The organism is Idiomarina sp. X4 (genome assembly GCF_002808045.1).
Taxonomy (GTDB): domain Bacteria; phylum Pseudomonadota; class Gammaproteobacteria; order Enterobacterales; family Alteromonadaceae; genus Idiomarina.
In genome coordinates, this window is sequence record NZ_CP025000.1 from 906560 (window position 1) to 924536 (window position 17977).

Consider the following 17977-nt stretch of genomic DNA (forward strand, 5'->3'; position numbering starts at 1 on the left):
TTAATAGGGGCGTGGATTTAACGGCAAAAAGCCGCCGTAAGCGGCCGCTATTAGGGCAATTAAAATAATAGCGGCTATTCCCACTCGTTTCCCCAGATAATAAGACATTGGTGGCTTGTTGGGATCGTTACGTAGCATCGAAAATAATGCGCGAAACAAATTCACCACCATATACACGAGCAGTAGAACAATAATGACCTTAAAAACGACCAACATACAAATTCCCCTTGTTGCAACAATCATTACTTTGCTGGCAATTGGGGTGTTGGTCAAGCTTGGCTTTTGGCAGCTAGATAGAGCCGAGGAAAAGCAGCAGCTGTTTGACGACTACGAGTCGCAACAAACCAGTGAAGCGAAGCCCTTAAGCTCGATAAAGGACTTAAACGAAGATCAGCACCGGTTTACTTATGTGTCAGTCAGCGGCCAGTTTCAGCCAACACCGGTGTTATTGCTCGACAATAAAATCCTGGACAGCACAGTTGGCTACAATGTGTTGGGCTTTTTTCAACCAGATTCGCCCGAGCTGCCAGTACAGCTGGTTAATTTGGGGTGGTTACCAGCTCCCACGTTTCGCAGCGATATTCCCGAGGTCGAATTGCCTAAAGGCAAGTTAACACTCACCGCCTATGTGTATTTCCCCAGTCAGAACGAGCTCACCCGAAACGCCTTCGAATATGCCACAGATAATGATTCCGTTCGTATTCAGGAGGCGGCGCCTAAAGCGCTTGCTCGGGAGTTCGGTACGACAATCAGTTCTCATTTACTACTGCTTGAAACACCAAAAGATATCGGCTGGCAACGAGATTGGGAACCACAAGTCATGAAACCAGAAAAACATTATGGATATGCGACACAATGGTTCTCTCTTGCGGTCGCATGCTTGGTGATTTTCGTAATTGCTGTTATAAAACTTAACAAACAATCAAAAAAAGAAGAGGAGACCCAATGAGCTCCCCAAATCGCTCAAAAAAGGCCATATTAACTGTATTTCTACTGTTCCTGTTACCGGTCTTAGCCGCCTGGCTTATTTTGTCACAGAACTGGTATGAAGCAGGCACCAACAAAGGCACGTTATTACAGCCGCCGATTACGTTAAGCTCCGAAGTCGATACGCTACCTGAGGGCTGGAAGCTGGGCTATATCCCTCCGGAAAGCTGCGAACAGACCTGTAAAAATGCCCTTTACGTGATGAACCAGGTAGACGTAGCCATTGGCAAAGATACCGACCGTTTAACGCCAGTGACCTTTCACGATAACAACGACCAACTCTCAGATTATGAGCGTGACGCTCCGCAAATAACACCGGTAACGGCGCCAGCAATTATTCGTGAGCTTCAGGACTTACCCGCCAATACACTGTTTATCATCGACCCTATGCACAACGTTATGCTGTATTACCCGACACACAACGACAAAGAGGCGATGATCAAAGAGGGCAAAAACGTGTTAGCCGACCTCAGAAAATTGCTGAAGCTGAGCCGAATTGGATAAGGAACGTTACTGATGAGAACTCTTGTTAAAATTAGCGTTTTTTTTGCCTTTGTGGTTATTGTTCTTGGCGCCTTTACCCGGTTGACCGAAGCGGGGCTTGGCTGCCCCGACTGGCCAGGTTGCTATGGTTTTTTAAAAGTGCCGTCGCAGGAAGAGCATATTATACAGGCCGAACTTCGCTTTCCAGACGCCCCCGTTGAGCAGGATAAAGCCTGGAATGAGATGATCCACCGGTACTTCGCTGGCACACTCGGCCTTCTTATTCTGGTGATTGCGGTTGCTTCCTGGATACGAAGCCGCAAACCAAGTCACTACCCACCACCGGTTAAGTTACCCACGCTGCTGTTGGGGCTGGTTATATTCCAGGCCGCACTCGGCATGTGGACTGTGACTATGAACCTACAGCCGTTGATCGTCATGGGGCATTTACTAGGAGGGTTCTCGGTCATATCGCTGCTTTACCTGCTGTCACTTAGGCTGTCCGACTTCAGGCTGGTGGGAGGCGATCCTGAGCTAAGGCGTTACCGAGGCTTAGCCTTTTTTGCGATGTTAGTCGTTATTGGCCAAATCGCGCTGGGCGGTTGGGTCGCAGCGAACTACGCCGCCGTTGCCTGCACCGAGTTACCGTTTTGCGAAGGCGACTGGGTATCCAACTTAGACTTTGCTGGTGCCTATAGCATTCCGGAAGCCGACACCTACCAGTTTGGTGCTCACGACTATGATGACCGCATGACCATGCATGTTGTTCATCGTATTGGCGCTGTTGTGACCTTCTTAGTTCTGTGTACCTTACTGTTCAAATGCTGGCGTAAGGCCAAATCACAGTTTTTCCGAAATAAGCTATCTGTTATAGGCTTGTTATTAGTTTTGCAAATTGCTCTGGGTATTAGTAACGTAGTCTTTCAATTGCCGCTTTGGAATGCGGTCGCTCACAATGCCGTCGGGGCATTATTGCTGCTGTCTTTGGTCGGGTTGAATTACAACCTGTCCAGAAAAGCGTAAGGAGTCGTAGTTATGCAATCCGTTGCCACAAAACAAATAACAAAAGCGCGCAACGCACATTGGCGAGACTACCTTGAGTTAACCAAACCTCGTGTCGTCGCGTTATTATTGCTCACTGCCGTTGTTGGCATGTGCCTGGCCACTGAGCAGCTTGTTTCGCTGTCGGTATTAGTGCCTGCTTTAACCGGTATTGGTTTGATGTCTGCCGCTGCCGCTGCGGTTAACCACTTAGTCGATCGCCACATAGACGCCAAAATGGCGCGAACGCTTCGCCGTCCACTGCCTCAGGGGAATTTATCGCCCGCTAAAGTCGTTACTTTTGCGACCACTATCGGTGTTATCGGTTTTGTCACCTTGTACGCTTGGGTGAATCCGTTAACCGCCTGGCTGACGTTTGCGTCTATGGTCGGTTACGCCTTTATTTACACCATGTTTCTGAAGCGAGCGACCCCGCAAAACATTGTTATTGGCGGCTTAGCCGGCGCAGCACCACCGCTACTCGGCTGGACCTCGGTTACCAATGAAATATCAGCGTTTCCTATTTTATTGGTCATGATTATTTTCACCTGGACGCCGCCGCACTTCTGGGCACTGGCGGTACATCGCGCAAAAGACTACGCACGTGCCAAAATACCCATGTTACCGGTAACCCATGGTATCGAGTTCACTAAAACCTGTATTTTCCTTTATACCATTTTGCTGGGCGTAGTTTGCCTTATGCCATTCCTTATTGGCATGACCGGTATGATTTATCTGGTGGGTGTTACAGCGCTGAACGCTATATTCCTGGCTTATGCGTGGAAGTTGAAATACGCGCCCAATAAGAAAACAGCCTTTAACATGTTTGCCTTCTCTATTTGGCACCTCATGTTGCTGTTCGTCATATTGCTGGTTGATCACTACGTATAGGGTCCTTTATGAGTCGTTTCATTACCGTTATTGTTGCTGTCATTGCGTTAATTGCCGGCTGGCTGGTGTATAGCAACTTACCGCAGGCGAAACCTGAAGCCCTTATTTACGAACCGCCTCGCGCACTGAAGGCTTTTACCTTAACCAGCACTCATGACGGTGAGGTTTCAAACGACGCATTAAAAGGTCAGTGGACGTTATTATTCACTGGCTACACGTTCTGTCCGGATATTTGCCCCACAACCATGTCGGACTTAAAGCAAGCCCTTCCTGAGCTGCAAAAAGCCACAGAAGCGCCTGTCAAGGTATGGATGATTTCAGTCGATCCTCAGCGTGACAATATAAAGCGGCTGCAAGAATACGTTGGCTATTTTGGCGAAGACTTTGTCGGTGTGCGCGCTGAGCATAAGTCGCTGTTTCCCTTCGTACGTGACTTAGGGCTTATGTACTCCATACCGGAGGAAGGTGAAGAAAATTACCTGGTAAATCACAGCGCCGCCATTATTTTGGTGAATCCCAACGGACACCGAAAGGCCATTTTTAATGCCGACCACAAGCGCGGAGAAATACCGGTGGTCGACATGGAACAGTTAAAGCGCGACTTTGCTATTATTGCTGACTAACGTTTAGATCCTGTTAGTCTGGCCAGCTACCTTGTGCATCAGGGCGAATAAGCGCTATTGAATACCAATAATAACGTGACTCGGATGCACTCGGCGCCGTGCAGTTAACCCGCGAACGGCCTATTGGTAAGTTGGTGGTTATTTCTACGGTAAATCGCGTGTCACTGTGCCACTCCGGCTCTAACACCTGGCCTCCTGAGAAGCAACGTAACTGGTTGGTACGCACATCCTTTAACGCTTCGCCACCCGTTAAAGTCACTTCCAAGGTTGGTTGAAGGTTTTCATAATCCAACAGTGGCTCTTCTGGTTTGTAACTGACCACCGGCATCGCCTTGGAGCGTAATTTCGTTTTTAGGGTGTCTAAGTTGGCGTAAATACCCGATGCCGGGAAGCGAGTAATCGCCGTTTCTTCGCTCCACTTTGACCATGGCCCAGAGTGCTGAGCAAATGCCAGAAAGCCCCAGTCATCGAGCAACGTTCTGAGCTCGTTGTCGTATTCTCCGTATGGGTACGCAAAATACTTTTGCTGCTCTCCTAAATTTTCGTCGATAGCCTCTTGTGCGCTGACGACATCATAATGCATGCGCTCCACCCATTGCTCTTTGGTTTCATCGGGCTCACGGCGAATTAAATGAGCATGGGTCTGACCGTGGTTGGCAATACGAGCTCCTCGAGTTTCAATGTCTTTCAGCTCTTCCCAGCCCATATAGTGACCTTGGTGCTTAGCCATTAAGTCCGGGTTTACAAAGACGGTATACGGCATTTCATATTGCTCTAGCAAGTCAGCCGCGTTTTCATACACATTTTGGTAGCCGTCATCAAACGTAATAACGACCGCTTTTTCAGGTAACTCACCGTTACCCTCAATCGCTTCTTGCGCCTGCTTAATATCAATGACGTTAAAGTTATTGTCTTTTAAGTAGTTCAGGTGCTCTTTAAAGGTGTCAGGATCAATAGAGGTAACCGCCGGCGTACTGTCACTCACGTGGTGGTACTGCAAAACAACCACACTGTCGTTTGCGGCGAGGCTGTCAGAGGAGCAGCCCAGACTTAACACAGCGCAACTGCCCGCCAGTAATTTGTTCAACACCTTCATAGTCACTCCTGATACAGTATAAGTATTTGAATTAATACTTTAAAAAGTCACGAAAAGTTTATGCGAACGTTTTTGGGGTTTCCAACCGTTGATCACAGGCATGTATTTGCCATCGCCCTACCAATGATTGTGTCCAATATCGCCGCGCCGCTTCTCGGCTTGGTTGATACGGCCATCATAGGTCATTTACCCGATGCTATCTACTTATCGGCGGTTGCCGTCGGTGCCATGGTCGTCAGCTTTATTTATTTGCTGGCGGTGTTCCTGCGTATGGCGACCACGGGGTATATCGCGCAGTCTTTCGGAGCTGAAGACTTAAGTGCACAGCGCCAGCACTTTAACAACGGGGTCATTATTGCGGTCATCTTGGGCTTGGCCATTGCCTTTGCCAGCCCCTGGATTAACGACGCTGCGATGTGGGTTGTCGCGCCCTCGGCTGAATTAGAGCCCTACGCACGCGAGTACATTCGTATTCGCTTATGGTCAGCCCCTGCCGCTCTTATGACGTTGGTGGCTTTGGGTGTGCTACTGGGCCGCCAAAATAGCCGCAAAGCCATGTTGCTGGTTATTATCACCAACGCCGTTAACGTGGTGATGGACGTAGTGCTGATTATCGGTCTCGACTTGAATGTAAGAGGTGCGGCCTGGGCATCGCTGATTGCTGAATGGGTCACCGCCATTGTCGGCTTTTACTGGACCGCTCGTGCACTGCAATGGTCACTGCCCCACTTTGCAATAAGCGGGCAGGCGTTACGGCGCTTCCTTGGTGTTAACGGTAATATCTTTGTTCGGAGTTTGGTTTTACAGCTTTGTATGGCCACCATGACTGGCTACGCCACCCGCTATGGCAGCACTCTGGTTGCCGTTAATGCGGTTCTTATGCAGTTTTTAATGCTGATATCTTTGGGATTGGACGGCATTGCCTATGCGGTCGAGGCGCTAGCGGGTGCCGCTAAAGGGCAAAAAAAGCCCGATAAAATCCGCTATTGGTGCAAAATAACCCTGCTTTGGTCATCATTATTTGCCGTAAGCTACACCTTAGTGTTTGCCATTGCCGGTGAGCAAATTGTTCGTCTCATTACAGACATTCCTGAAGTGGTGAATACCGCCATGAACTATCTTCCATGGATAATTCTTATGCCGGTTATCGCTCACTGGAGCTATTGGTTTGACGGGGTGTTTATTGGCTTGTCTATGAGCAAAGGGATGCGCAATACCATGCTGCTGTCCGCTTTAATTGGGTTTCTACCACTGTGGTGGTTAGGATTGCCGCTGGAGAACCACGGTTTGTGGTTGGCTCTCAGCGGCTTTCTGTTAATGCGTGGTATTACCCAGGCTATTTGGTTATGGCGAATTAATTTGCCAGGTCGTCCATAAGTAATAGCTGAGGAGGTAAACCACCACCATCGGCGTCAACTGCCGCTGCAGTGTACAAGCCACCCGCTTCCAGTGTTAATACACCGGTTTGAATAGCAATGTCTGTAGTGCCTGTTGCCGTCACGGTTACAACATAGTCACCTGGCGGTAACGACACATTCCCCGTGCTGACTAAGGCTTCAGCGTCAAACGGAATATCACTGAACTGTGGCTCTGCACCACTGATATCGGTCGTTGGTGTCACGTAGATATCGACGTTGCCCGCATTTGGTGCGGCATGAATCAGCTGCACTTGTGCTTCAGTCGCAACACGACGACGGTTTTCTGCAATCACTTGCAAACCGATAGTCGACAGTTCGCCAACCGCATACACCGAATAGCTCATAGCGTTTTCCACGGCTAAAGCTGCATCATTAATGACAACAGGGTCACCACCAGCAGCCGCAACATCCACAGAATATTCATCGGCTGGCAGATTTAAATAACCCGTTGCGGATAAAAATGGCAAGTCAGCAATTTGAGGTTCTGCCGCGTCATTTAGCGTCACATCAACGTTCGGTGCGTCAGCCACGGCATGTACAACACGTACATCTGCACCAGTATCGGCGTCATAAACAACCAAGGTATCAGTACCGTCAGTGACTTGAAGCGCAACCGGTGAGTCTTCGGTGTTGGCACTGGTATTATTGGTAGCAGCGATGACATAATCACCACCGTCGGCTAACGCTAACGTACCTGAGTCATAAACCGCGGTGCTTTCACCGGCCGCCGTTAAACGAACACGGTAGTCGCCCGCCGGTACATCCAGCTGACCACTGTCTTCACCAAAAGCGAGTGTTAAATCCGCCTCTTCGTCCGCTAATGCTGCATCAGGAGCGGTAAGATAAACATCAACTGTCGGTGCGCCATAAGCGGCATGAACGACATGAATCCGGCTTTCGCCAGCGGCAATTTCAGATACCATTGTTTCAACCACTAGAGGCTCAAGTGACTCATCGCCTAGCTGACCAATAGCGAATACTTCATAACGCATGTCAGCTGCTAACGTCAGCGATGTTGGCGCAATAGCTTCTACGGTTTCACCGTCAGCTAAAATACCTTCAACAGACACATCGTAGTCGCCGGCATCAACTTCCAATACTGCAGAAGAGTCTTGGTACGCCAAGCCTTCAATGAGTGCTGAGCCACCTGCCAAAACATTGACATCCGGGGCATCGGCAGAGGTATGGTGAACTCGCACGTAACTGGATTCAGCTGCGGGCGGAGGTGTGGTAGTATTGTCATCGTTGTCACTGTCAAACCAGTCACAACCGGTGAGAAATAACAGAGGGATTGAGATAATCCCCAACGTTTTGATCCCTTGCATGGTTAATTTCCTCGTTTTGATTAGGGCAAATATCACTACGAGGGACAGACCTGCAAGGAATCACATTTATTTAACACGACATTGTAAAGACACCGAAAAGTTGTCTAACGCTATACCCCTAGTAGTAGGAGTGTTCACCGTGCTCATGTTCGGTAACATCGCGAACACCGGTTATTTCATCCGGGAAGCGTTCTAACAATTCCTTTTCAATGCCGTTCTTCAGTGTGACATCTATCATGCTGCAGCCATTACAACCGCCGCCAAACTGAAGCACCGCAACACCGCTGTCGGTAATTTCTGTCACCATGACCTGACCACCGTGATTGGCCAACTGTGGGTTGATTTCCACCTGAATCACATATTCAACACGGTCAATCAGTGGTGCGTCGTCAGCCACTTTACGTGCTTTCGCGTTAGGCGCTTTCAACGTCAACTGAGAGCCCAATTCCTGTTCTTCAAAGTCAATGGCCGCATCTTCCAGAAATGGCGCACTGCCAGAATCAACGACAGCATCGAAACCATTAAACGGCAAGCGCTCGTCGTCTGGCTCTACTGAGTCAGGCGGGCAATAAGAAACTCCACACTCTGCGTTTGGCATACCCGGGTTCACCACAAATACACGAATATTTGTGCCTTCGGGTTGGTCGGCCAATAGCTTTTGAAAATGTGACTGCGCGGCTTCTGAAATACGTATCATAAACTGATTACCTCACGGCTTATACCTGAGTAAATTACTAGGGTATAGTGTACCTGACATCCCACTCAGTTTCTAGTCACCTTGATTATAAGCAATGGCCCAACCGTCGACGTGTTCAGCGCCTTTTCTGTAAAGCGCATCAGCCGCTGCCATCATGGTCGCCCCGGTTGTTATGACATCATCGATGACCGCAATCGATTGCCCCTTAACGTTAGCGAGCGCCAACTGACTTTTATAACTATTATGCCAACGATCTCGCTGGCTGGTTAAATGTTGCAATGGCTTCGCTCTTACGATCCTCAAGCCATTGGATAAATAAGGAATACTTAGCAAGCTAGCCACCTCCCGGGCAACTAACGCCGTTTGATGAAAACCGCGTTTATGCCAAGACTTTTCCGTCATCGGCATAGCAATAATGCCGTCGGGCAGGGGTTTATTTTGATAGCACAACACAATATGTGCGGCCAGCAACCTTGCAAATACCGAGGCTAACTCCGCTCGATGCTGAAACTTGTAACACTGCATCAGTTGCCGGGTTTGGGGTTCCCAACGTAGACTTGCGAACCAGTATCGACAAGGCCGATCGGTTAACGCGTGACGCAAATCCGCTAAATGCTGACAGCAAGCCGGATACCAACGCGGCAACGCCCATTCGCAATAATTACAGAAGTCGCTGCCACTGGCTCTATTGGTACCACAACTCCAACACTTGCCACCACCAAACTGGTTGGCGATATCTCGTAAAAACGCTAGCATAAGTGCCGTTAACCATTTGCTATTCAAATAGAGGAAGTATAGTGAGCCTATCTATTCAGTGCCACGGGGCAGGAACGCCTTTAGTTGTAATCCATGGCTGGGGAATGAACTCGAATATATGGCAACCTATTATTCCTTCCTTAAGTGAAAAGTACACGGTGTACTGTGTTGATTTGCCCGGTTTTGGTGACTCATCCTGGTCGTTCGAAGCATCGGTGAGTTTAGACGACTTGGTCGACGCATTGGCACCTGCATTACCCGAAAGATTTCATGTTATGGGTTGGTCCTTGGGTGGGCTAGTCGCGACACAGTTTACCCTAAAACATCCAGATAGAGTTCTATCGCTCACCACGGTGGCGTCTTCACCACACTTTGTCGAGTCTGACAGCTGGCCGGGTATAAAGCCTCGTGTGCTTGAGCAATTTCAACAGCAGCTCGACTCCGATTTCCGGAAAACCATAGAGCGTTTTTTAGCAATACAAGCTATGGGAAGCAGCGATGCTAAAGCACAAATAAAATTAGTCAGAGAGCTTATTTTTAGTAAGCCAACCCCCGACCAGAAAGTGCTTAAAGAAACACTGAAGCTGTTACAAGAATGCGACCTTCGCGAGCAATTAGTTAATGTGGAAGTCCCTTTTCTACGGCTTTATGGTCGCCTCGACAGCTTGGTGCCTGAACGCGCGATTACAAAAATTGACGAGCTGGCACCGCAGTCAAAATCAGTGACTTTTAATAAAAGCTCGCATGCGCCATTTTTATCAGAGCCTGACGATTTTTGCCGCGTGCTTTCGGAGTTTTCGCAGAATTAGCGTTGGCAGGTCGTGCAATACACGGTGCTGCGCTGACCCAACCGAATTTCTTTCAGTCGACTACTGCACACCATACACAATTTACCCCCACGACCGTACACCTGAAGCTTTTGCGCAAAGTAGCCCGGCGCGCCGTCTACTTGGGTGAAGTCACGAAGGGTCGTACCGCCCTGCTCTATTGCCTGAGCTAAGGTTTCTTTAATAATAGGAACCAGCTTCTCATAGCGCTGTTTACTGATTTTGCCGGCGGCGCGTTTGGGATTAATGCCGGCTTTGAACAAGGCTTCGTTCGCGTAGATATTACCAACGCCAACCACCACTCGGTTATCCATAATAAAGGTTTTAACCGGCTGTGTGCGTTTACGGGACTGTTCGAACAAATAATCTGCGTGGAACGCATCTGTCAGAGGCTCAGGGCCTAAGTGCTTTAGTAAATCATGAATCTCGGGTTGCTCTTTGGTAAAAAGTAACGCACCAAAACGGCGCGGATCGTTCAAACGCAAACTTTGGCCGTCATCGAATTCAATACTGATGTGATCGTGCTTGTAAAACGGCGTTTCTACTGGCACCACTCGCAACTTGCCCGACATACCTAAATGTAAGATTAACGTACCGGCATGGGTCTCTAACAACAGGTACTTGGCACGCCGCTTAACGCTTAACAACGCTTGTCCTTCAACCTCTTTCACTGTCTCGGGTACCGGCCAGCGCAAACGGCTGTCACGGACATTAACGTGATGTATTTGGTGACCTTCTATGTGTGGCGATATGCCTAACCGACTGACTTCAACTTCTGGTAATTCAGGCATGTATTAACGTCCTAATAACTGACTTACGTGTAAATTCTCAATTTTAAAGTTTTGCTGCTGGTTCGGTAACCTTAAAATAAGATACGGTGACGCATAAAGTTCTACTCGAGCCGTATTGCCGTCATTGAACGACAGTAAAACATCGGTAATTTTATCGGTGGCTTGTTCTTGAACTGGTGTCATTTTTATCGATAACCAGTTAGTGACGACTCCGCTAATTTGCTGGTTAGTTAGCCTGCATTCGTTCGCACATTGCCATTTGCCGTTGTCTCGTTTCAACATCAAATCCGGCATTTCTATGGCTGCCAGAGTACCGTCGTCAGGGATCAGGCCAATTTCGCTGGTAGGCTCCGACACTGTCTCATCGGTTTTTTTCATGGGTGGCGCAACGTACCAAAACACAAACATAATAATAAGAATGACGTAGACCAGAACGTTATTCCAGGAGCGTTTACGCATTGTTACGCCAAACAGTTTGCGTTTTTCGTTAACCTTCATAAAAGAGCACCTAAGTGTGTTATTTTTTGCTTGTTGCTATGTTAAGAATACCCTATATTTCGCGCGACAAAAAATGAATATGGTCATACTACTATGCTGCTACCTACTATCATCGACTCCGTTGCCGACACCGGATACTGCATTGTCGATAATTTCCTGCCACAGCAGCAGTCACAAGCCTTGTATGACTATTCGCAGCAACTGTCCGCACAATATTGGAATATGGCCGGCATAGGTCGCCAGCAGTCACAAACCATTAACACTATGGTTCGTAACGACCGTATTTACTGGTTAACCCCAGAGCAACCTGAACACGCTGATTATTTGGCGATAATGGAAGAGCTGCGTGTTGAGTTTAACCGGTCGCTGTTTATGGGCTTGTTCGATTACGAATGCCACTTGGCACACTACCCTAATGGGGCGTTTTATAAAAAGCATTTAGACGCGTTTAAAGGGCGTAGTAACCGAGTGCTAACCACCGTATTTTATTTAAACCCGCAGTGGCAGGAAGACGATGGCGGACAGCTGGTGATATACGGCGCAAAAGGGGAGGTTCTGGAAACCGTTTTACCCCAACAAGGCCGATTAGTGGTGTTTTTAAGTGATCGCTTTGTACATGAAGTACTGCCATCAAAACGTGACCGATTTAGTGTTACCGGTTGGTTCCGCATTAACGCGAGTGTTTCAGGTATTATTGACCCACCGCGTTAAATAGCACGTAAAAACCAGGCAATAAAAAACCCAGCCGAAGCTGGGTTTTTTGTAAGCGATAAAACCAATTACTTGATTTTAGCTTCTTTGAAAATCACGTGTTTACGAACCACTGGGTCGTACTTTTTGATTTCCATTTTTTCTGGCATGGTGCGTTTATTTTTGTCTGTCGTGTAGAAGTAACCAGTACCCGCAGACGACACCAAACGAATCTTATCGCGCATAATATCTTTTCCTTACACCTTGATACCACGGCCGCGGAGATCCGCTAATACCGAGTCGATACCGTTTTTATCGATGATACGCATACCTTTAGTAGAAATGCGCAGCTTAACCCAACGCTTCTCGCTTTCTACCCAAAAGCGGTGCGATTGAAGGTTCGGCAAAAAGCGACGTTTCGTCGCATTGCGTGCGTGCGAGCGGTTGTTACCGACTACCGGACGCTTACCTGTAACTTGGCATACTTGTGACATGTCTTTACTCCAAAATTGCTGCAAGCTCGCCTGTCGCCCAACGTGACCTTGCCTATAAATCCGAGGGCGCATTTTATACAGCAAACTGCCCTTCTAATCAAGCTAATACGACGGAAATATGATCCTTAACGATCGTTCGGGCGGATTTTACGTGATTTTTCACCAAACTGCCAGTATAAAACTACAACAATCCACGCTCGGCGAATGAAATGGGTGCGCCAGCACCAATAACAAAATGATCGAGTAAAGAAACATCAATTAAGCTCAGGGCTTTTTTCACTCGTTCAGTCACGCGCTGATCCGCTTGGCTTGGCTCTGCCACGCCCGACGGGTGATTGTGCGCTAAGATAACCGCGGCTGCATTGTATTTCATCACCAGTTTAATCACTTCACGCGGGTACACTGGCGCCGCATTGATGGTGCCCTGAAACAGTTCTTCGTAGTGCAACAGCCGGTGCTGGCTGTCAAGCAAGAGCAAGACAAACAACTCCCGACTTTGGTGCCTAAGCTTCGAAATGAGATAGTCCTTAACCATACTTGGCTCAGTAAAGCCGTCCGTGCGTTCCAGTTGCCACTTTAAATACCGCCGCGACAACTCCATAACAACCTGCAATTGATTCACCCGGGCTGGCCCAATACCATCACATTCAAGCAGTTGCTCACGGCTAGCGACTAACAGCGGTCCAATACCATTAAAATGGTGCAGTAACTTGCGGGAAAAGGTCACCACATCCTGCCCTTGTCGGCCACTGCCCAATAATACCGCTAATAACTCCGCATCACTGAGAAACTGCGCCCCCTGTAACTGCAACTTTTCACGCGGACGCTCTGCAACCGGCCACTCCTTGACACTCATTATACTCTCCTTCGTTTGAACTGCGGATAAGTATAACGAGCATCTACCGTGTTTCCGGGTCTCGTGTTATCTTTACACGAGTTAACATTGAGGGGTTCGCATGACACAACTGCAGAACAAAAACATTCTTTTGGGTATTACCGGCGGCATCGCAGCCTATAAAACACCTGACCTGGTGCGCCGGTTGCGTGAACAAGGTGCAGTGGTGCGCTGTGTCATGACCGAAAGTGCCAAAGCCTTTGTAACCCCACTTAGCTTACAGGCTGTGTCTGGTTTTACGGTCAGCGATGACTTGCTTGATCCCACAGCAGAAGCCGCTATGGGCCATATCGAGCTAGCACGATGGGCCGATCTGATTCTTATTGCTCCGGCCACAGCAAATACCCTGGCACGCATTACTCACGGTTTTGCCGATGACTTACTCAGTACGCTGGTTTTAGCCAGCAAAGCGCCTGTTTGCGTTGCGCCGGCAATGAATCAGCAAATGTGGGCGGCCACTGCAGTACAAACGAATGTGTCTACTCTGCGAGAGCGCGGCATTACCTTTATTGGTCCGGAAAGCGGCGAACAAGCCTGTGGCGATATTGGCTATGGCCGCATGACCGACCCCACCGATATTGTTAAGGCATTGCTAGACGATAAGTTGCCGGACAGCGGTTCTACAGCTTCCGGCACCTGGCAGGGTAAAACTTTTGTCATTACAGCGGGTCCGACGCGCGAAGCTATCGATCCCGTGCGGTATATCAGTAACCACAGTTCAGGCAAGATGGGTTATGCGTTAGCTCAGGCAGCGGCTAATGCCGGAGCAAAGGTTGTATTGGTGTCAGGACCCACCCAGCTTGCCACACCGAAAGGCGTACAACGTATTGATGTTGAAACCGCTGAGCAAATGCTGACAGCAGTACAACAACAGCTTACAGACTGTGATGTTTTTATCGGTTGCGCTGCGGTCTCCGACTATCGCGTAGAGCATGTCGCCGAGCACAAAATTAAGAAAGAGCAAAACAGTGAACCGCCCAAACTGTCATTGGTGCAAAACCCTGACATTTTGAAAACGGTGGCACAGTCTGCCAACGGTCCTTTTACCGTGGGCTTTGCCGCGGAAACCCAGAATTTAAAAGAAAATGCCTTAAGCAAATTACAGCGTAAGCAACTGCAAATGATCATCGCCAATGACGTCAGTGAGTCTCATCAGGGGTTCAATAGTGACCAGAACAGTGCGTTGATATTAAGCAAGGAAAGTGAGCAGTCACTTCCGACCATGAGCAAGCATGATATGGCTGTTGCCATTATCGATGCTATTGCAAAGCGCTATTTTGATACATCCAACAGGAGCTAAGTGAACAACTCATGACGCAAGTGGACGTTAAAATTCTCGACGAACGTATCGGTCAGTCTATCCCTCTTCCTAAATATGAAACCAGCGGCTCTGCCGGCATGGATTTGCGTGCTTGTTTAGACGAACCCTTGACCATAGAGCCGGGCGAAACCCAACTCATTGGCACCGGTATCGCCATGTATATTGGTGACCCGGGCTATGCCGCCACCATTCTGCCGCGCTCAGGCCTCGGCCATAAACACGGTTTAGTTTTAGGCAATTTAGTGGGTCTTATCGACTCAGATTATCAAGGCGAACTAAAAGTATCATGCTGGAACCGCAGCAATAAGGCATACACCATTGAGCCGGGCGACCGCATTGCCCAGTTGGTGATTTTGCCAGTGATACAAGCCAGCATGAACATTGTCGACGAATTTGAAGAATCAGACCGTGGCGAAGGTGGTTTCGGTCACTCTGGTCGTTCTTAACTGTCCATACATAAGGAAATAACCACTCATGGCAGAACAAAAACGTAACCGTCGTGAAGAAATACTCCAGGCGTTGGCCGCAATGCTGGAAACCAGCCCGGGTCAGCGCATTACAACCGCAAAGTTAGCCGCCAACCTTGGTGTCTCTGAAGCAGCATTGTACCGCCACTTCCCTTCTAAGGCACGAATGTTTGAAGGCCTTATCGAATTTGTAGAGGACACCCTGCTGACGCGTATTAACCTCATTATGAATGAAGAAAAAAATACGCTGTCTCGTTGCTACATGATTTTGCAGCTATTGCTGACATTTGCTGAGCGTAACCCAGGCATAACCCGCGTTATGACAGGCGACGCACTCATGGGTGAACATGACCGCCTGCGCAGTCGCATGGAAGACTTGTTTAACCGTATTGAAAGCTCAATTAAGCAGGTTCTGCGTGAAAAAGCGATGCGGGAACAACAGAAGTTTATTGTCGATGAGGCCGTTCTGGCAAATATGCTACTAAGCTATGCCGACGGTAAAATCAGTCAGTTTGTTCGCTCTAACTTTAAGCGCTTACCCACGGAACATCTGGCAGCCCAGTGGCAGGTAATGGAACAGCAATTAGCAGGTGCCTAAGCGAACCTTGCTAATGAAGCCTGAAGCGTAGAACGGTTATTCCGTTTTACGCTCCCGGCTCAACAAATCGATAGCGGCTTGTTGCGGCTCTTTACCTTCATAAAGGACCGCGTAAATTTGCTCAGCAATGGGCATTTCCACACCGTTTCGAGACGCCAGTGCGACCACCTCTTTGGTGTTACGATACCCTTCTACGGACTGACCAATGTCTTTTAACGCCTGGTCGACCGATTTGCCTTCACCTAGCGCTAGACCAAAGCGTCGGTTTCGCGACTGGTTGTCGGTACAGGTTAAGATAAGGTCACCCAGCCCTGCCATACCGGTGAAAGTATCGCTTTTAGCTCCTAGCTTCAGACCCAGTCGAGTTAACTCAGCTAAGCCACGAGTAATCAGTGCGGTACGTGCATTCGCGCCAAAGCCTATGCCGTCGGCCATACCTGCGCCAATGGCAATCACGTTTTTCACCACCCCACCTAATTGAACACCAATAAAGTCATTGTTGGTGTAAACACGGAAGGAACGGTCGCAATGCAGCATGTCAGACAGTTCGTCGACAAAAGTTTGGTCGGTCGATGACATGGAAATAGCGGTAGGCAGACCTTTTGCCATTTCAATAGCGAAAGTTGGCCCTGACAACACCGCCAACGGATGCTTGTCGGCCAAAATTTCTTCAGCGACTTCATACAGAAGTCGGCCAGTATCAGGTTCCAGACCCTTGGTTGCCCAGGCAACTCGGGCATTCTCTTTCAGCAACGGCTTCGCTTGCTTTAACATGCTGGAAAATGAATGACTTGGCACGACCACAACCACGTTGTCGACGTCTTTTAGCGCCAACTCTAAGTCATCAGTCACTTGCAGAGATTCAGGAAATGGACAGCCGGGTAAGTAGGCAGCGTTTTCTCTGGCTGACCTCATTAGCGCGACTTTCTCAGAGTCCCTGCCCCACAACATTGTCGGGATGCCTTTTCGCGCAAAACAAATAGCAAGGGCGGTCCCATAAGAGCCCGCCCCTAATATCGTCACCTGTGGTGTTTGCATTATCGCGTTCGCTTAAGCGTCAGCAGTCTGTTGACCCTGAGCTTGCTCCGCTTGCTGCTGCATGTGACGCGCAAAGATAGCGTCAAAGTTAACTGGTGCTAAGTTCAACTGAGGGAAGGTTGCACGATTAACCAAGCTCGCTACACACTCACGTGCGTATGGGAACAAGATGTTCGGACAGAAAGAACCCAGCATATGTGCCAGTTGACCTTCCTGAACTTCTTCACCAATTGAGAAAATACCGGCTTGATGCACTTCACAAAGGAAAGCAACGTCGTCTTCAACTTTATTGGTCGCTGTCAGCGTCAGTACCACTTCGTAAACGCCGTCTTCGATTTTCTCGTGCTTAACGTTTAAATCCAGTTTCAGATCTGGCTTCCACTCTTTGCGGAATACATTTGGAGAATTTGGCGTTTCAAAAGAAATATCTTTTGCATAGATACGCTGGATAGCAAATTGTGCTTGTTGCTGTTGGTTTTCGGCTGCTGCGCCGTTTGCTTGCTGTTCTTCAGCCATGATTTTACTTCCTATTCACTATGAGTTTTCAATTCGTTGTTATTATTTCTGCGAAACCGGCAGTTTGTCATTACGCCAGGCGTTCATGCCACCTTGTAATACCGCCACTTGCTTAAAGCCCTCAGCGGTTAACTGAGATGCGGCTGCTTTTGCCGTCATTCCTGTTGCACAGACTAACACAATGGGGGCGTCTTTGAATTTTTCAATAGACGTTAAGCTTTTTTGCTTAATTTTGTCCATGCTTAAGTGCTTTGAACCGTGAATGTGGCCTTTTTTGAATTCATCCTGGTTACGAATGTCAACAAAAATGCCATCGCCACGGTTAACCCAAACCGTCGCTTCTTGTGGCTGTAGGCTCTTAATGGGTGACATGGCAGAGCGCACATAAGTAATAATTAGCGCAACCAATAACACCACCCACAGGCCACTCATCATGGGGTTTCGGCTAATGAAATCTAACAGTTCTTGCATATAAGCTACCACTACCAGAGGGTTGTCAGAAAAATCTCGCGGGCAAAGAGTATA

24 protein-coding genes are annotated in these 17977 nt (G+C 48.5%); 11 read left to right on the plus strand and 13 right to left on the minus strand.

Annotated elements, in window-relative coordinates:
• A complete protein-coding gene (locus CWC33_RS04345; RefSeq protein WP_074668897.1) occupies positions 1–216 on the minus strand; it encodes a DUF2909 domain-containing protein in 216 nt (71 codons plus the stop codon).
• On the opposite strand from CWC33_RS04345, the gene CWC33_RS04350 reads away from it, so the two are divergent.
• From CWC33_RS04350 to CWC33_RS04370, 5 genes are read left to right on the plus strand one after another with little or no spacing between them, the layout of a single operon-like run.
• Complete coding sequence (locus CWC33_RS04350) at positions 194–949, plus strand: SURF1 family protein (RefSeq protein WP_100690926.1); 756 nt, start codon at positions 194–196, stop codon at positions 947–949. The two genes, CWC33_RS04345 and CWC33_RS04350, sit on opposite strands and share 23 nt — an antisense overlap.
• On the plus strand, positions 946–1491 hold the full coding sequence (locus CWC33_RS04355) for a hypothetical protein (protein ID WP_100690927.1): 546 nt from the start codon (positions 946–948) through the stop codon (positions 1489–1491). Before CWC33_RS04350 ends, CWC33_RS04355 begins: the two co-directional genes overlap by 4 nt.
• Before the next feature lie 12 nt (positions 1492–1503).
• Entirely contained in the window at positions 1504–2493 is a 990-nt protein-coding gene (locus CWC33_RS04360; protein ID WP_100690928.1) for a COX15/CtaA family protein, read from the plus strand.
• Between the two features lie 12 nt (positions 2494–2505).
• The gene (gene cyoE, locus CWC33_RS04365) at positions 2506–3402 is read left to right on the plus strand and encodes a heme o synthase (RefSeq protein WP_100690929.1); all 897 of its coding nucleotides are present in this window, start codon (positions 2506–2508) and stop codon (positions 3400–3402) included.
• A gap of 8 nt (positions 3403–3410) precedes the next feature.
• On the plus strand, positions 3411–4025 hold the full coding sequence (locus CWC33_RS04370; RefSeq protein WP_100690930.1) for an SCO family protein: 615 nt from the start codon (positions 3411–3413) through the stop codon (positions 4023–4025).
• 13 nt (positions 4026–4038) lie between these two features.
• Here CWC33_RS04370 and CWC33_RS04375 read toward each other — a convergent pair whose 3' ends face one another.
• Positions 4039–5121, minus strand: a complete 1083-nt coding sequence (locus CWC33_RS04375; RefSeq protein WP_100690931.1) for a polysaccharide deacetylase family protein — start codon at positions 5119–5121, stop codon at positions 4039–4041.
• A gap of 60 nt (positions 5122–5181) precedes the next feature.
• Here CWC33_RS04375 and CWC33_RS04380 point away from each other — a divergent pair, with 60 nt between their 5' ends.
• Positions 5182–6498, plus strand: coding sequence for an MATE family efflux transporter (locus CWC33_RS04380; protein ID WP_100690932.1), 1317 nt, complete (start codon positions 5182–5184; stop codon positions 6496–6498).
• On the opposite strand, the gene CWC33_RS04385 is transcribed toward CWC33_RS04380, so the two are convergent.
• The 3 genes from CWC33_RS04385 to CWC33_RS04395 all read right to left on the minus strand — a co-directional run bounded on the left by CWC33_RS04385 (position 6476) and on the right by CWC33_RS04395 (position 9317).
• Positions 6476–7864, minus strand: coding sequence for a DUF4397 domain-containing protein (locus CWC33_RS04385; RefSeq protein WP_100690933.1), 1389 nt, complete (start codon positions 7862–7864; stop codon positions 6476–6478). The genes CWC33_RS04380 and CWC33_RS04385 overlap by 23 nt on opposite strands.
• Positions 7865–7982: 118 nt before the next feature.
• The gene (gene nfuA / locus CWC33_RS04390; RefSeq protein ID WP_088769126.1) at positions 7983–8561 is read right to left on the minus strand and encodes a Fe-S biogenesis protein NfuA; all 579 of its coding nucleotides are present in this window, start codon (positions 8559–8561) and stop codon (positions 7983–7985) included.
• A 72-nt stretch (positions 8562–8633) separates the two neighbouring features.
• On the minus strand, positions 8634–9317 hold the full coding sequence (locus tag CWC33_RS04395) for a ComF family protein (protein ID WP_100690934.1): 684 nt from the start codon (positions 9315–9317) through the stop codon (positions 8634–8636).
• A gap of 104 nt (positions 9318–9421) precedes the next feature.
• Here CWC33_RS04395 and bioH point away from each other — a divergent pair, with 104 nt between their 5' ends.
• Complete coding sequence (gene bioH, locus CWC33_RS04400) at positions 9422–10126, plus strand: pimeloyl-ACP methyl ester esterase BioH (RefSeq protein WP_232709840.1); 705 nt, start codon at positions 9422–9424, stop codon at positions 10124–10126.
• Here the strand turns inward: bioH and mutM are convergent.
• Both mutM and CWC33_RS04410 read right to left on the minus strand, forming a co-directional pair.
• On the minus strand, positions 10123–10935 hold the full coding sequence (gene mutM, locus CWC33_RS04405; RefSeq protein WP_100690936.1) for a bifunctional DNA-formamidopyrimidine glycosylase/DNA-(apurinic or apyrimidinic site) lyase: 813 nt from the start codon (positions 10933–10935) through the stop codon (positions 10123–10125). The genes bioH and mutM overlap by 4 nt on opposite strands.
• 3 nt (positions 10936–10938) lie before the next feature.
• The gene (locus CWC33_RS04410; RefSeq protein ID WP_100690937.1) at positions 10939–11433 is read right to left on the minus strand and encodes a hypothetical protein; all 495 of its coding nucleotides are present in this window, start codon (positions 11431–11433) and stop codon (positions 10939–10941) included.
• A gap of 93 nt (positions 11434–11526) precedes the next feature.
• Between CWC33_RS04410 and CWC33_RS04415 the strand changes: the two genes are divergently transcribed.
• The gene (locus CWC33_RS04415) at positions 11527–12144 is read left to right on the plus strand and encodes a 2OG-Fe(II) oxygenase (protein ID WP_100690938.1); all 618 of its coding nucleotides are present in this window, start codon (positions 11527–11529) and stop codon (positions 12142–12144) included.
• A 68-nt stretch (positions 12145–12212) separates the two neighbouring features.
• Here the strand turns inward: CWC33_RS04415 and rpmG are convergent, their stop codons facing one another.
• From rpmG to radC, 3 genes are all read right to left on the minus strand, one after another.
• The gene (rpmG, locus tag CWC33_RS04420) at positions 12213–12368 is read right to left on the minus strand and encodes a 50S ribosomal protein L33 (protein WP_008489399.1); all 156 of its coding nucleotides are present in this window, start codon (positions 12366–12368) and stop codon (positions 12213–12215) included.
• Positions 12369–12380: 12 nt separating this feature from the next.
• Entirely contained in the window at positions 12381–12617 is a 237-nt protein-coding gene (gene rpmB, locus CWC33_RS04425; RefSeq protein ID WP_053953199.1) for a 50S ribosomal protein L28, read from the minus strand.
• 181 nt (positions 12618–12798) lie between these two features.
• Entirely contained in the window at positions 12799–13473 is a 675-nt protein-coding gene (radC, locus tag CWC33_RS04430) for a RadC family protein (RefSeq protein WP_100690939.1), read from the minus strand.
• 100 nt (positions 13474–13573) lie between these two features.
• On the opposite strand from radC, the gene coaBC reads away from it, so the two are divergent.
• The 3 genes from coaBC to slmA are packed head-to-tail and all read left to right on the plus strand — an operon-like array spanning position 13574 to position 15898.
• Complete coding sequence (coaBC, locus tag CWC33_RS04435; protein WP_100690940.1) at positions 13574–14812, plus strand: bifunctional phosphopantothenoylcysteine decarboxylase/phosphopantothenate--cysteine ligase CoaBC; 1239 nt, start codon at positions 13574–13576, stop codon at positions 14810–14812.
• An 11-nt stretch (positions 14813–14823) separates the two neighbouring features.
• Positions 14824–15279 (plus strand): dUTP diphosphatase, encoded by a 456-nt coding sequence (dut, locus tag CWC33_RS04440; protein WP_100690941.1) that lies wholly within the window; start codon positions 14824–14826, stop codon positions 15277–15279.
• Positions 15280–15307: 28 nt separating this feature from the next.
• Positions 15308–15898, plus strand: a complete 591-nt coding sequence (gene slmA, locus CWC33_RS04445; protein WP_053953203.1) for a nucleoid occlusion factor SlmA — start codon at positions 15308–15310, stop codon at positions 15896–15898.
• A 36-nt stretch (positions 15899–15934) separates the two neighbouring features.
• On the opposite strand, the gene gpsA is transcribed toward slmA, so the two are convergent.
• The 3 genes from gpsA to CWC33_RS04460 are packed head-to-tail and all read right to left on the minus strand — an operon-like array spanning position 15935 to position 17923.
• Complete coding sequence (gpsA, locus tag CWC33_RS04450; protein ID WP_100690942.1) at positions 15935–16936, minus strand: NAD(P)H-dependent glycerol-3-phosphate dehydrogenase; 1002 nt, start codon at positions 16934–16936, stop codon at positions 15935–15937.
• Between the two features lie 12 nt (positions 16937–16948).
• The gene (secB, locus tag CWC33_RS04455) at positions 16949–17452 is read right to left on the minus strand and encodes a protein-export chaperone SecB (protein WP_088769143.1); all 504 of its coding nucleotides are present in this window, start codon (positions 17450–17452) and stop codon (positions 16949–16951) included.
• A gap of 42 nt (positions 17453–17494) precedes the next feature.
• The gene (locus CWC33_RS04460) at positions 17495–17923 is read right to left on the minus strand and encodes a rhodanese-like domain-containing protein (protein WP_100690943.1); all 429 of its coding nucleotides are present in this window, start codon (positions 17921–17923) and stop codon (positions 17495–17497) included.
• Positions 17924–17977 lie beyond the last annotated feature (54 nt).

What these genes read in the sequence shown, in the direction of transcription:
- gpsA (WP_100690942.1), bottom strand. Translation starts at nt 16,936, where the DNA reads ATGCAAACACCACAGGTGACGATATTAGGGGCGGGCTCTTATGGGACC.
- slmA (WP_053953203.1), top strand. Translation starts at nt 15,308, where the DNA reads ATGGCAGAACAAAAACGTAACCGTCGTGAAGAAATACTCCAGGCGTTG.
- bioH (WP_232709840.1), top strand. Translation starts at nt 9,422, where the DNA reads ATGAACTCGAATATATGGCAACCTATTATTCCTTCCTTAAGTGAAAAG.
- coaBC (WP_100690940.1), top strand. Translation starts at nt 13,574, where the DNA reads ATGACACAACTGCAGAACAAAAACATTCTTTTGGGTATTACCGGCGGC.
- CWC33_RS04380 (WP_100690932.1), top strand. Translation starts at nt 5,182, where the DNA reads ATGCGAACGTTTTTGGGGTTTCCAACCGTTGATCACAGGCATGTATTT.
- CWC33_RS04395 (WP_100690934.1), bottom strand. Translation starts at nt 9,317, where the DNA reads ATGCTAGCGTTTTTACGAGATATCGCCAACCAGTTTGGTGGTGGCAAG.
- radC (WP_100690939.1), bottom strand. Translation starts at nt 13,473, where the DNA reads ATGAGTGTCAAGGAGTGGCCGGTTGCAGAGCGTCCGCGTGAAAAGTTG.
- CWC33_RS04375 (WP_100690931.1), bottom strand. Translation starts at nt 5,121, where the DNA reads ATGAAGGTGTTGAACAAATTACTGGCGGGCAGTTGCGCTGTGTTAAGT.
- CWC33_RS04355 (WP_100690927.1), top strand. Translation starts at nt 946, where the DNA reads ATGAGCTCCCCAAATCGCTCAAAAAAGGCCATATTAACTGTATTTCTA.
- CWC33_RS04460 (WP_100690943.1), bottom strand. Translation starts at nt 17,923, where the DNA reads ATGCAAGAACTGTTAGATTTCATTAGCCGAAACCCCATGATGAGTGGC.
- CWC33_RS04360 (WP_100690928.1), top strand. Translation starts at nt 1,504, where the DNA reads ATGAGAACTCTTGTTAAAATTAGCGTTTTTTTTGCCTTTGTGGTTATT.
- rpmG (WP_008489399.1), bottom strand. Translation starts at nt 12,368, where the DNA reads ATGCGCGATAAGATTCGTTTGGTGTCGTCTGCGGGTACTGGTTACTTC.
- nfuA (WP_088769126.1), bottom strand. Translation starts at nt 8,561, where the DNA reads ATGATACGTATTTCAGAAGCCGCGCAGTCACATTTTCAAAAGCTATTG.
- mutM (WP_100690936.1), bottom strand. Translation starts at nt 10,935, where the DNA reads ATGCCTGAATTACCAGAAGTTGAAGTCAGTCGGTTAGGCATATCGCCA.
- CWC33_RS04345 (WP_074668897.1), bottom strand. Translation starts at nt 216, where the DNA reads ATGTTGGTCGTTTTTAAGGTCATTATTGTTCTACTGCTCGTGTATATG.
- CWC33_RS04370 (WP_100690930.1), top strand. Translation starts at nt 3,411, where the DNA reads ATGAGTCGTTTCATTACCGTTATTGTTGCTGTCATTGCGTTAATTGCC.
- CWC33_RS04385 (WP_100690933.1), bottom strand. Translation starts at nt 7,864, where the DNA reads ATGCAAGGGATCAAAACGTTGGGGATTATCTCAATCCCTCTGTTATTT.
- CWC33_RS04410 (WP_100690937.1), bottom strand. Translation starts at nt 11,433, where the DNA reads ATGAAGGTTAACGAAAAACGCAAACTGTTTGGCGTAACAATGCGTAAA.
- rpmB (WP_053953199.1), bottom strand. Translation starts at nt 12,617, where the DNA reads ATGTCACAAGTATGCCAAGTTACAGGTAAGCGTCCGGTAGTCGGTAAC.
- secB (WP_088769143.1), bottom strand. Translation starts at nt 17,452, where the DNA reads ATGGCTGAAGAACAGCAAGCAAACGGCGCAGCAGCCGAAAACCAACAG.
- CWC33_RS04350 (WP_100690926.1), top strand. Translation starts at nt 194, where the DNA reads ATGACCTTAAAAACGACCAACATACAAATTCCCCTTGTTGCAACAATC.
- dut (WP_100690941.1), top strand. Translation starts at nt 14,824, where the DNA reads ATGACGCAAGTGGACGTTAAAATTCTCGACGAACGTATCGGTCAGTCT.
- CWC33_RS04415 (WP_100690938.1), top strand. Translation starts at nt 11,527, where the DNA reads ATGCTGCTACCTACTATCATCGACTCCGTTGCCGACACCGGATACTGC.
- cyoE (WP_100690929.1), top strand. Translation starts at nt 2,506, where the DNA reads ATGCAATCCGTTGCCACAAAACAAATAACAAAAGCGCGCAACGCACAT.